This is a genomic window from Rhabdochromatium marinum (assembly GCF_016583795.1).
Classification (GTDB): Bacteria; Pseudomonadota; Gammaproteobacteria; order Chromatiales; family Chromatiaceae; genus Rhabdochromatium; species Rhabdochromatium marinum.
This window is the reverse complement of record NZ_NRRS01000002.1, coordinates 90,720-102,500: the sequence shown is the minus strand read 5'-3', so window position 1 is coordinate 102,500 and position 11,781 is coordinate 90,720. Positions and strand designations below refer to the sequence as shown.

Sequence of the window (11,781 nt, the reverse complement as noted above, 5' to 3'; positions counted from 1 at the left end):
AGTAAGGCGGGACACGAGAAATCCTGTCTGAACATGGGGGGACCATCCTCCAAGGCTAAATACTCCCGACCGACCGATAGTGAACCAGTACCGTGAGGGAAAGGCGAAAAGAACCCCGGAAGGGGAGTGAAATAGAACCTGAAACCGTCTGCGTACAAGCAGTCGGAGCCCCTTAGGGGGTGACGGCGTACCTTTTGTATAATGGGTCAGCGACTTACATCTCAGTAGCAAGCTTAACCGCATAGGGGAGGCGTAGCGAAAGCGAGTCTTAAACGGGCGTTTAGTTGCTGGGAGTAGACCCGAAACCGGGCGATCTACCCATGGCCAGGGTGAAGATGCGGTAACACGCGTTGGAGGCCCGAACCGGGATCTGTTGAAAAAGATTCGGATGAGCTGTGGGTTGGAGTGAAAGGCTAATCAAGCCCGGAGATAGCTGGTTCTCCCCGAAAGCTATTTAGGTAGCGCCTCGTGTCTCACTGCTGGGGGTAGAGCACTGTTTCGGCTAGGGGGCCATCCCGGCTTACCAAACCGATGCAAACTCCGAATACCGGCAAGTGCAATCACGGGAGACAGACGGCGGGTGCTAACGTCCGTCGTCGAGAGGGAAACAACCCAGACCGCCAGCTAAGGTCCCAAAATCATGGCTCAGTGGGAAACGATGTGGGAAGGCCCAGACAGCCAGGAGGTTGGCTTAGAAGCAGCCATCCTTTAAAGAAAGCGTAATAGCTCACTGGTCGAGTCGGCCTGCGCGGAAGATGTAACGGGGCTTAAGCCATGTACCGAAGCTGCGGATGCGAGTTTTGCTCGCATGGTAGGGGAGCGTTCCGTAAGCCATTGAAGGTGTGTTGTAAAGCATGCTGGAGGTATCGGAAGTGCGAATGCTGACATGAGTAACGATAAAGGGGGTGAAAGGCCCCCTCGCCGAAAGCCCAAGGTTTCCTGCGCAACGTTCATCGGCGCAGGGTGAGTCGGCCCCTAAGGCGAGGCCGAAAGGCGTAGTCGATGGGAAGCCGGTTAATAGTCCGGCACCAACTATTACTGCGATGGGGGGACGAAGAAGGCTAGGTCATCCGGGTGATGGTTATCCCGGTTCAAGCGAGTAGGCAGACTCTTTAGGCAAATCCGGAGAGTCAATGCCGAGACGTGATGACGAGTGTCTACGGACGCGAAGTGATTGATGCCCCGCTTCCAGGAAAAGCCTCTAAGCTTCAGGTAATAGTTGACCGTACCCGAAACCGACACAGGTGGGCAGGGTGAGAATCCCAAGGCGCTTGAGAGAACTCTGGTGAAGGAACTAGGCAAAATGGTACCGTAACTTCGGGAGAAGGTACGCCCCTGGTACGTGAAGTGGCTTGCCCATGGAGCGGACGGGGGTTGCAGTGACCAGGCCGCTGCGACTGTTTACTAAAAACACAGCACTCTGCAAACGCGCAAGCGGACGTATAGGGTGTGACGCCTGCCCGGTGCCGGAAGGTTAATTGATGGCGTTATCCTCGGAGAAGCGCTTGATCGAAGCCCCGGTAAACGGCGGCCGTAACTATAACGGTCCTAAGGTAGCGAAATTCCTTGTCGGGTAAGTTCCGACCTGCACGAATGGCGTAACGATGGCGGCACTGTCTCCACCAGAGACTCAGTGAAATTGAATTCTCGGTCAAGATGCCGAGTACCCGCGGCTAGACGGAAAGACCCCGTGAACCTTTACTACAGCTTTGCACGGGACTTTGAATCGACTTGTGTAGGATAGGTGGGAGGCTTTGAAGCCGGGACGCCAGTTCTGGTAGAGCCATCCTTGAAATACCACCCTGGTCGATTTGGAGTTCTAACCTCGGTCCGTGATCCGGATCAGGGACAGTGCATGGTGGGTAGTTTGACTGGGGCGGTCTCCTCCCAAAGCGTAACGGAGGAGCACGAAGGTACCCTCAGCGCGGTCGGAAATCGCGCATTGAGTGCAAAGGCATAAGGGTGCTTGACTGCGAGACAGACACGTCGAGCAGGTAGGAAACTAGGTCTTAGTGATCCGGTGGTTCTGAATGGAAGGGCCATCGCTCAACGGATAAAAGGTACTCCGGGGATAACAGGCTGATACCGCCCAAGAGTTCATATCGACGGCGGTGTTTGGCACCTCGATGTCGGCTCATCACATCCTGGGGCTGAAGTCGGTCCCAAGGGTATGGCTGTTCGCCATTTAAAGTGGTACGCGAGCTGGGTTTAGAACGTCGTGAGACAGTTCGGTCCCTATCTGCCGTGGGCGTTGGAGACTTGCGGGAAGCTGCTCCTAGTACGAGAGGACCGGAGTGGACGACCCTCTGGTGTTCCGGTTGTCACGCCAGTGGCACAGCCGGGTAGCTATGGTCGGACGGGATAACCGCTGAAAGCATCTAAGCGGGAAGCCCCTCCCAAGATCAGGTCTCCCTGGACGCTTGACGTCCCTCAAGGTCCGTTGAAGACTACAACGTTGATAGGCGGGGTGTGGAAGCGCAGTAATGTGTGAAGCTAACCCGTACTAATGGACCGTGCGGCTTGACCATATAACACCCAAAGGCTTTCGAGTCAGCGGGTTATGAGACGCCGACGTTTGCGAAGCGATCCCTCACCGAATGCCCGATGGGTCAATGTTCAAACCATTGAGTCATCAACCCTTTTTTCCTGGCGGCCACAGAGCACTGGAACCACCTGATCCCATCCCGAACTCAGAAGTGAAACGGTGTATCGCCGATGATAGTGTGGGGCCTCCCCATGCGAAAGTAGGTCACCGCCAGGGTCTTATTCAAAACCCCAGGAAGCATGCGCTCCCTGGGGTTTTTTTATGTTGAGCTGAGGCAAATGAAATTCATCGATCTTAAAACTCAATACGAACGACTCAGTGGGCCGATTCATGCTGGAATTCAACAGGTTCTGGAGCATGGTCAGTTCATTATGGGGCCTGAAGTGGCAGAGCTTGAGCAACGACTGGCAAGCTTCGTCGGTGTGGAGCACTGTGTCACACTCTCGAGTGGCACGGATGCACTGCTGGCAGCCATGATGGCCCTTGGGGTGGGGGCGGGTGATGAGGTCATCACCTCGCCCTTTACCTTTGTGGCAACCGCTGAGACCATTGCGTTGCTCGGGGCTGTGCCGGTCTTTGTCGATATCGATTCGGTCTCCTATAACATCGCACCGGAGCAGGTTGCAGCGGTCCTGACCAAGCGAACAAAGGCGATTATGCCGGTGTCACTCTATGGCCAGTGCTTCGCTGTCGATGATATTGGCCAGATCGCTCAAGAAGCCGGGATACCCGTGATCGAAGATGGTGCGCAAAGTTTTGGTGCCAGCATTCGTGGCCGGCGGTCGTGCGGCTTAAGTGAAATCGGCTGTACCTCATTTTTTCCATCCAAGCCCTTCGGCGGCTATGGGGATGGCGGCGCCTGCTTTACAGATCATGCAGCGCTTGCTTCAGCCTTGCGCCAGGTGCGCAATCACGGACAGGATCGGCGCTACCATCACCCACGCCTGGGTTTCAATGGCCGGCTGGATACCTTGCAAGCAGCTATTTTGCTCGCCAAGCTGGAAGCCTTTGAGCAGGAGGTTGAGCAGCGAACGGCCATTGGCCAGCGCTACACGAAGCAATTTGTGGCGCGCGGTGCAGCGACCACTCAGGATGCTGAACAAGGGCTTCTGGTTCCCTATGTGCCAGATGATCAGCGCTCTGTTTATGCACAATATACGATTCAGGTCGATGACCGTGATGCATTGATTGCGGCGCTCGACCGGGATGGGATCCCAACCGCCGTCCATTATCCGGTGCCACTCAATGAACAACCGGCCTTCGCGCATTATCCGGTAAGGCAGTCGCTTGAGGTGTCGCAACGGGTCTCGCGGCGCGTTGTCAGTTTGCCGATGCATCCCTATTTGTGCGAACAGGACCAGGACTACATTATTGATCGCGTTCTTATGGCCTGTGGCTAAGCAAAACCGCCCTGTCGCCTGTCTCTTTTGTCACTAAAACGGGTAACAACAGATGCCTGAATATCGCTCCCGAACCACCACCCAGGGTCGCAACATGGCCGGCGCGCGTGCGCTCTGGCGTGCGACCGGTATGAAAGATGACGACTTTAACAAGCCGATCATTGCTGTTGCCAATTCATTTACCCAATTTGTCCCAGGCCATGTTCATTTGCAGAATATGGGGCAATTGGTCGCCGCCGAGATCGAGCGTGCTGGTGGAGTGGCCAAGGAATTCAATACCATTGCTGTGGATGATGGCATTGCGATGGGACATGGCGGCATGCTCTATTCATTGCCATCGCGTGACCTGATCGCTGATTCAGTCGAATTCATGGTCAATGCGCATTGTGCGGATGCGCTGGTGTGCATTTCCAATTGCGACAAAATCACCCCTGGCATGTTGATGGCCGCCTTGCGCTTAAATATCCCCACCGTGTTTGTCTCCGGTGGCCCTATGGAAGCGGGTAAAGTCATCAATAGCGAACAGGAAGAGGCGCTGGATCTGGTCGATGCCATGGTAGTGGCAGCTGATCCCAACCGATCAGATGCTGAGGTAGCCGCTTATGAGCGCTCAGCTTGTCCCACCTGTGGATCCTGTTCGGGCATGTTCACGGCCAATTCAATGAACTGTCTGACTGAGGCGCTTGGTCTCAGCTTGCCTGGCAATGGCTCATTGCTTGCCACCCATGCAGCGCGCCGCGAACTCTTTCTGGAGGCTGCGCGTCAGGTTGTGGCCTTAAGTCAACGCTGGTACGAACACAATGATGCCAGCGTCCTGCCACGCTCCATCGCCACCTTTGAGGCCTTTGAAAATGCAATGTCGCTGGATATTGCCATGGGTGGCTCGACCAATACTGTGTTGCATCTGTTGGCGGCGGCTTCCGAGGCTGGCGTGGCTTTCTCAATGAGTGATATCGATCGTCTCAGCCGCAAGGTGCCCAATTTGTGCAAGGTTGCACCGGCAACGCAACACTATCACCTGGAGGATGTGCACCGCGCCGGTGGCGTCATGGGTATTATGGGGGAATTGGATCGTGCCGGCTTGATTCGTCGTGATGTACCAACCGTGCATAGCACGTCCTTGGCCGCCGCCCTGGAGCAATGGGATGTGATGCGTACCGCTGAACCGCCTGTGGTTCAGCGTTATCTGGCGGCGCCCGGTGGAGTACCCACGCAGCAGGCCTTTAGTCAGAATGCGCAATGGCCGGCGCTGGATTTGGATCGCGATCAGGGTTGTATCCGCCGGCTTGAGTCGGCTTACAGTCGCGATGGAGGCCTTGCGGTCCTCTACGGTAATTTAGCCGAGGAAGGCTGCATTGTGAAAACCGCCGGGGTTGATGAGTCTATCCTGCGCTTCTCCGGAAGCGCGCGAGTCTTTGAAAGTCAGGAGGATGCGGTTGAAGGCATCCTGCTCGATCGTGTTGCACCAGGCGATATCGTCGTGATTCGCTATGAAGGCCCTAAAGGTGGCCCGGGCATGCAGGAAATGCTGTACCCCACCAGCTACCTGAAATCCAAAGGCCTTGGCAAGCGCTGTGCACTGATTACCGATGGGCGTTTCTCCGGGGGAACCTCCGGGCTGTCGATCGGCCATGTCTCGCCCGAAGCGGCCGAGGGCGGCACGATTGGATTGGTGCAGGAAGGCGATCGCATCGACATCGACATTCCGGCGCGGCGGATTCATCTCGATGTATCTGAGCAAGTACTCACTGAGCGTCGCCAGGCCATGGAGGCTCGCGCGGATCGGGCGTGGAAGCCGGTGAAACGCCAGCGTCCAGTCTCCACAGCGTTGCGCGCCTATGCGGCACTGACCACCAGTGCCGCGCATGGTGCGGTGCGGGATTTGACGCAGATCGGGGGTTAAAACAGATCGCGTGATCCGCTGCGGCGGCGTCCGCCCAAGCCGGAGCCGCCCAGAACCAGTCCGACCAGCAGACCGGCGCCGGCGACACCGGCACCGGTGAGAAACCACTGCCAGTTATCGCCGCTGCGAATCGCCAGATTCTCTTGTTCGAGGTCACCAACGGTGCGGGTGAGTTTGGCAACATCCCGCTGCAACCGATTGCGCTCCTCGTTGATATGCACAATGTTGGCGGATGTGTGCTCAAACTCGGCAAGGGCTTCTTCGAGTTCAACATTGCGGCTGGCGACCGTGGCGTATTGCTCCTTGAGCAATTCATGTTCGGTATTAATTTTGCTGAGCCTGGCCGCCAGCTGATCCGGTTCCTGCTGTAATTCTTCCAGCTGCGCGCGCATTTCCGCCAGCTGACTGCGCGCCGCCGGGCTGTCTTGCAGGTGACGCGTCAGGATATAGCCAGTTTTGCCATCTTCGGTGCGAACGCGCGAATAACCGCTGTCCTCGTCCTTCGATAGCACATCGACCTGGGTGCCGCTTGACAGGGTGCGGATAATTCTGTGGCGGGTGCTTGCACCGCTGCGCAGATTAAATTGGCCTTGATCAGTGATGTAGGCGGTTTCAGCACCTGCCGCCCCACAGACCAGAAATACCAGCACGGCAGCGAACCATCGCCGGTGAGGGTGCAGTGAAACAGGTGCGTTCAAAGCGACAGGGGTGGAGATCGCAGTAGGCTTTAGCATAGCGGGTAAGACGATTTCATTGCTCTTAAGGCAAACGCGTGATCGGCTGATCTGGTTCTCAAGCCGTGTTGACTGACGGCTCAAGCAACAGAAATTCCAGCAGCGCTTTCTGCGCATGCAGGCGATTTTCGGCTTCATCCCAAACCACCGATTGCGGTCCGTCGATTACCTCGGCGCTGACTTCTTCGCCGCGGTGAGCCGGCAGGCAGTGCATAAAGAGTGCATCGGGTTTAGCTTGCGCAAGCAGCGCCTGGTCAATGCAAAACGTCGTGAAGGCTTGACGACGCTCGCGTGCCTGCTCCTCCTGACCCATACTGGCCCATACATCAGTGACCAGAAGATCGGCCCCGGCGACGGCTGCTGCAGGGTCGTTTGACAGCTGACAGTGGCTGGCCGTCGCGCGGAGCAAGTCCTCATCGGGCTCAAATCCCACCGGGCAGGCGATGTGCAGTTCAAAGTCGAACAGCTTAGCCGCATTCATATAAGAATGGCACATATTGTTTCCATCCCCAATATAGGCGACGCGGCGGCCATTGATTGGGCCGCGATGCTCCTGATAGGTCAGCATATCCGCCAGCAATTGACAGGGGTGGAAGCGATCCGTTAGGCCATTGATGACCGGAACCTGAGAGTGAGCGGCGAAGGTTTCAAGTGTGTCATGCGCAAAGGTACGGATCATGATGGCATCGACCATGCGTGACAGCACCCGGGCGCTATCTGGAATTGGCTCGCCACGACCAAGCTGCGTATCGCGTGGCGACAGAAACAGTGCATGACCGCCAAGCTGTGCCATGCCGACCTCGAAAGACACCCGGGTGCGCGTCGAGGATTTCTCGAAAATCATGGCCAGGGTACGCTGTTGCAAGGGCAGCGGGTGTGCAGGATCCCCTTGCAGGCGCTTCAGTTCCTGTGCGCGCTGAATCAGTGCCTGTGCTTCTTGCGCGGAGAGGTCAAGCAGGGTTAAAAAGTGCCGTGCTGTGCCTGCGCTGAGTGGTTCCATCGCGCTACTCCGGGTCATGTGGTGGCGCCGAGGCTAGAAAATGCTGAATCAGGCGGATCAGTCCATCTGCAAGCAGCGCCAGTTGTTCATCATCGAGAATCAGCGGTGGCAATAGCCGCAGGACGCGCCCGGCGGTGACATTGATCAGCAGGCCTTGTGCCAGAGCCTGGCCGACGAGTTCGGTGCAGTCGCGCGCCAGCTCAATGCCAATCATTAAGCCAAGCCCGCGAATCTCGCGCACGCCAGGCTGATCGCCAAGGGCGGTGCGCAGCCGCTCCAAGAGTGCTGCCCCCTGGCGTGCGGCTTGAGCCGGCAGCGCCTCATCCTCCAGAGCCTGTAACACAGCCAAAGCCGCGCGACAGGCGAGCGGATTACCGCCAAAGGTGGAGCCGTGACTCCCTGGACCCAGCACATCGGCCGCCGCACCTCGTGCCAAACAGGCACCGATGGGTACACCATTGGCGAGCCCCTTGGCCAGGGTCATAACATCGGGCCGGATCCCTTGGTGCTGATGCGCAAAGAGCCGCCCGGTGCGGCCCATGCCGGTTTGTATTTCATCCAGCATCAGCAGCCAGCCGTGTTGATCGCAACGCGCACGCAGGCCCGTGAGGTAATCGGAGGCAGGCAGGATCACGCCGCCCTCGCCCTGAATAGGTTCCACCAGCACGGCGACAATATTGGTGCGATTGGCCGCCACCCGATCAATGGCTTCAAGGTCATTGTAGGGTACCCGCACAAAGCCTTGCACCAGCGGCTCAAAGCCGGCCTGAGTCTTGCGGTTACCGGTGGCTGTCAGGGTGGCCATGGTGCGCCCGTGAAAGCTCGACTCCATGACCAAAATGGCGGGATCAGCAATGCCGCGCTGATGGGCATGCAGACGGGCAAGCTTGATTGCGGCCTCATTGGCTTCCGCGCCTGAGTTGCCGAAAAACACCCGATCCATATCGGCGAGCTGCGTCAGGCGATCGCCGAGCTGTTGCTGGGCCTCAATCTGGTAGAGATTGGAGGTGTGCAGCAGCCGCTTGGCTTGTTCGCAGAGCGCCGCTGCCACGCCTGGGTGAGCGTGCCCCAGTCCGCACACAGCAATGCCGGCAATTGCATCCAGATAGCGGCGGTCCTCAGTATCCCACAGCCAGACCCCTTCGCCGCGAACGAAGGTGACGGGCTGTCGTGCATAGGTCGGCATCAAGGATTGGCCCATGGCAGGTTAGAGTTCTCGTTCAGAGTTAAAGCGGCGCTTGGCCGAAGGCCACAAAAAATAAAGCGGTCGCGCGCGTCAGCGTCGAGACCGCCTGCTTAAGTTTCGCTGGGCCAAGTGCATCGAAACGCCTAATATATCAGCGGATGGTGCTGACTCACAACTGATTGACCTGGCATAGCGCGTTTTCAGTGCAGTAATAGCGCAGCAATTGGGAAAGCCGGCCCTGCTTCCACATTAACTGCATGAGGTTTTCATGGATGCTTATCTCAAGTAGCGGCACCCGGGGGGCGCGCCAGCGGTTCTTGATGCTGCTATTGTTGATCATGATGCTTGGGTCGGGGCTCAGCGGCGCAGCCTCGGTTGAGTTGAGCGCCGAACTTGCACGTCTGGCACAGCAGCATGGTTTTCGCATCCAGGGTGGCGAGTATCTCGCTGAACAGCGCGGGCGGTTAATTGATGGCTCACTGTATCAGCGCTTGCGAACCTTACTGGAGACCTTCGACTACATTATTATCCAGAGACCCGATGGAAGCGTGGAGCGGGTGTTGATTCTGGGCATCAAGATGGCCGGGTCGGGAATGCCGCCGACCCCGGTTCATGTGCCTGTGGTGCCTGCGACCCCGGGATTCATTGAGCTGCCGACGCGGCGGCGTGGCAATCAGCACCTGGTGCGGGTCGAACTCGAAGGCGCGGGCGCGCGACGGCTGGGCCAAGAGCTGCTGATTGACACCGGGGCTGATGCGCTGGTGCTGCCTGCCTCTATGATCAGCCAGCTCGGACTCAGTACTGCTGGCCTGCGTCAGCGGGAGGTGCAGACCGCCAATGGTCGTGCCCAGGCGCGCTATGGTCAGTTACCGGCGGTTTGGCTCAACGGCCAGCGGGTGGCGGATATCGCTGTGGCCTTTCTTGATGATGCCCAGTTAGGCCGCCACGGTCTGCTGGGCATGAGCCTGCTGGGGCGTTTTCGCATGACCATTGACGATCAGGCGCATCGTCTGCTGCTTGAGTCGCGTTGAGGCCCCACTAGGCGCCATCCCGGCAAGGCGCTAAACTCATGGCCAAAGCCTTTGGGTGGTTCAGCTCAGGGTAATAACACCTGTTGAACGGATTGATTGAAGGGGATTGCATGACGGCTTCGGTTCCGGCGCGTCGCAGTGGCGCGGCTATTTTGTTTGATGTCCTAACGGATTTGGGTGTGGAGTTGATTTTCGGCCATACCGGTGGTGCCGTCATTCCGCTGCATGTTGAACTCAATAAGCGCATGCGCCGGGGTAAGCCGGCGCCGCGCTTTATCCTCTGCCGGCAGGAAGGCGCCGCCGGCCATGCGGCCGAGGGCTATGCCCGTGCCGGCGGCCGGGTCGGCGTAGTTCTGGCGACCTCGGGGCCGGGAGCGACCAACCTAGCCACGCCGATTGCCGATGCCCATAAGGACTCAGTGCCCACGGTCTTCATTACCGGACAGGTGTCCAGCACAGCCATCGGCAGCGATGCCTTCCAGGAGGTCGATACCCTGGGCATGACCCGGCCCATTTCTAAGCACAACTATCTGGTCAAGACGGTGGCCGATCTCGAATGGACGCTGCGTGAAGCCTTCGCCCTGGCCAACTCCGGGCGTCCCGGTCCTGTAGTGGTGGACATTTGTAAGGACGCGCAGATTGCGCTGCTTGATCAGCCCAATCCGCCCCGGGTGCGCCATCGCACGCCCTATCCATTTGATCGCGAGGCCGCTGATCGCATACTCGAAGCCCTGGCGGCTGCGGAACGCCCAGTCATCAAAGCTGGCGGTGGCGTGATTCATGCCGAGGTGTCCGATGCGCTACGTCAGTTCGTCGAGCGTTTCGATACCCCCGTGACCACCACTTTCAATGCTCTGGGGGCCGTGCCCCTGAGCGCGCGCCATGCGCTCGGCATGCCGGGCATGCACGGCAGTATTCCGGCCAACTATGCGTTGCGCGAAGCCGATTTTATCCTCACCCTCGGTGGGCGCTTTGATGATCGGGTGGCGGTGAAGGGCTTTGCCACCGGCAAGCGCATTGCGCATGTCGATATTGATCCCTCGGAAATCGACAAGACCATTAAAACCGACCTGGCACTAGTCGCTTCGCTGGAGCAGTTTTTCGAGCATGCCCTGGCCAGCCCTGTGCAGGCGCAGCATCCCGCATGGATGGAGCGCATCAGCGCATGGCGCACCCAAATGCCACTGCCTTACCCAGACGGTGATTACATCAAGCCCCAAGCTGTTATTGAGACACTCTCGGAGCTGACTGCCGGCGACGCAACCCTGGTGACCGGCGTGGGGCAGCATCAGATGTGGGCGGCGCAGTACTACGGGTTTCAGCGCCCGCGCCAATGGATCAGCTCCGGCGGTCTGGGCACCATGGGTTTTGGCCTGCCGGCCGCGATCGGTGCTTGGTTCGCCAATCCGAATCAGCCGGTGGTGCTGGTGGACGGCGATGGCAGCTTTCAGATGAACATCCAGGAACTGGCCACCGTGGTCGCGCACCGCATCCCGCTGAAGATCTTTGTGCTGAATAACAGCTTTCTCGGCATGGTGCGGCAATGGGAAGACATGATGGATGATGGCCATCATTACGAAACCTGCTTGGCGCGGAATGAAGACTGCGAGCGTGACTGTATCGCCATTGACCAGACCTGCCGGCGCCAGGTGCCGAATCTGACCGGGCTCAGTCATGTGTATCCCGGTCTGAAGACGCAGCGCCTGCGCGGCCCCCTGGGCATGCGCGAGAGTCTGCGCGAGGCGCTGGAGCAGGAGGGCAGTGTGCTGGTGGATGTCTGGGTCGATAAGGCTGAGGACGTTTTGCCCATGGTGCCACCCGGCAAACGGCTTGATGCCATGATTGAGCGCACATAAAGCCAGCGGGGCGACGTGCCGGTGGTGGCCATGCGGCGCTGCATGGCTCGGCTGACGTGCAGGCTTTGGATGGCTGCGGCCTAGTCCAACGTGTCAACCTGTGTCAAACTATTAGGGACGTGCTTA

General features: G+C 58.3%; 7 protein-coding genes and 2 rRNA genes (1 of these 9 cut by a window edge). 6 read left to right on the top strand and 3 right to left on the bottom strand.

Annotated features, from left to right (window positions below; all coding sequences use genetic code 11):
* The 4 genes from CKO36_RS01265 to ilvD all read left to right on the top strand — a co-directional run.
* Positions 1-2,528, top strand: a 23S ribosomal RNA gene (locus tag CKO36_RS01265); it begins 360 nt to the left of the window's first position.
* A gap of 117 nt (positions 2,529-2,645) precedes the next feature.
* Positions 2,646-2,761, top strand: a 5S ribosomal RNA gene (gene rrf / locus CKO36_RS01260).
* Between the two features lie 62 nt (positions 2,762-2,823).
* Complete coding sequence (locus CKO36_RS01255) at positions 2,824-3,945, top strand: DegT/DnrJ/EryC1/StrS family aminotransferase (RefSeq protein ID WP_200279423.1); 1,122 nt, start codon at positions 2,824-2,826, stop codon at positions 3,943-3,945.
* Positions 3,946-3,997: 52 nt separating this feature from the next.
* Positions 3,998-5,848 (top strand): dihydroxy-acid dehydratase, encoded by a 1,851-nt coding sequence (gene ilvD, locus CKO36_RS01250; protein WP_200279420.1) that lies wholly within the window; start codon positions 3,998-4,000, stop codon positions 5,846-5,848.
* Here the strand turns inward: ilvD and CKO36_RS01245 are convergent.
* From CKO36_RS01245 to CKO36_RS01235, 3 genes are all read right to left on the bottom strand, one after another.
* Positions 5,845-6,498 carry a TIGR04211 family SH3 domain-containing protein gene (locus tag CKO36_RS01245; protein ID WP_200279417.1) on the bottom strand — a complete coding sequence of 218 codons (654 nt, stop codon included), beginning with the start codon at positions 6,496-6,498 and terminating at the stop codon, positions 5,845-5,847. The genes ilvD and CKO36_RS01245 overlap by 4 nt on opposite strands.
* A 142-nt stretch (positions 6,499-6,640) precedes the next feature.
* Positions 6,641-7,582 carry an ornithine carbamoyltransferase gene (gene argF / locus CKO36_RS01240; protein ID WP_200279414.1) on the bottom strand — a complete coding sequence of 314 codons (942 nt, stop codon included), beginning with the start codon at positions 7,580-7,582 and terminating at the stop codon, positions 6,641-6,643.
* 4 nt (positions 7,583-7,586) lie between these two features.
* Entirely contained in the window at positions 7,587-8,783 is a 1,197-nt protein-coding gene (locus CKO36_RS01235; protein WP_200279411.1) for an aspartate aminotransferase family protein, read from the bottom strand.
* A gap of 257 nt (positions 8,784-9,040) precedes the next feature.
* Here CKO36_RS01235 and CKO36_RS01230 point away from each other — a divergent pair, with 257 nt between their 5' ends.
* Together CKO36_RS01230 and ilvB are read left to right on the top strand one after the other, a co-directional pair.
* Positions 9,041-9,799: a retropepsin-like aspartic protease family protein gene (locus CKO36_RS01230; RefSeq protein ID WP_200279408.1), complete on the top strand. Its 759-nt coding sequence runs from the start codon at positions 9,041-9,043 to the stop codon at positions 9,797-9,799.
* 110 nt (positions 9,800-9,909) lie between these two features.
* The gene (gene ilvB, locus CKO36_RS01225) at positions 9,910-11,655 is read left to right on the top strand and encodes a biosynthetic-type acetolactate synthase large subunit (RefSeq protein ID WP_200279405.1); all 1,746 of its coding nucleotides are present in this window, start codon (positions 9,910-9,912) and stop codon (positions 11,653-11,655) included.
* Positions 11,656-11,781: the final 126 nt, after the last annotated feature.

Bases quoted from the DNA above. Each gene is read 5' to 3' on its own strand.
- CKO36_RS01230 (WP_200279408.1), top strand. From the start codon at position 9,041: ATGCTTATCTCAAGTAGCGGCACCCGGGGGGCGCGCCAGCGGTTCTTG.
- ilvD (WP_200279420.1), top strand. From the start codon at position 3,998: ATGCCTGAATATCGCTCCCGAACCACCACCCAGGGTCGCAACATGGCC.
- CKO36_RS01235 (WP_200279411.1), bottom strand. From the start codon at position 8,783: ATGGGCCAATCCTTGATGCCGACCTATGCACGACAGCCCGTCACCTTC.
- ilvB (WP_200279405.1), top strand. From the start codon at position 9,910: ATGACGGCTTCGGTTCCGGCGCGTCGCAGTGGCGCGGCTATTTTGTTT.
- CKO36_RS01255 (WP_200279423.1), top strand. From the start codon at position 2,824: ATGAAATTCATCGATCTTAAAACTCAATACGAACGACTCAGTGGGCCG.
- argF (WP_200279414.1), bottom strand. From the start codon at position 7,582: ATGGAACCACTCAGCGCAGGCACAGCACGGCACTTTTTAACCCTGCTT.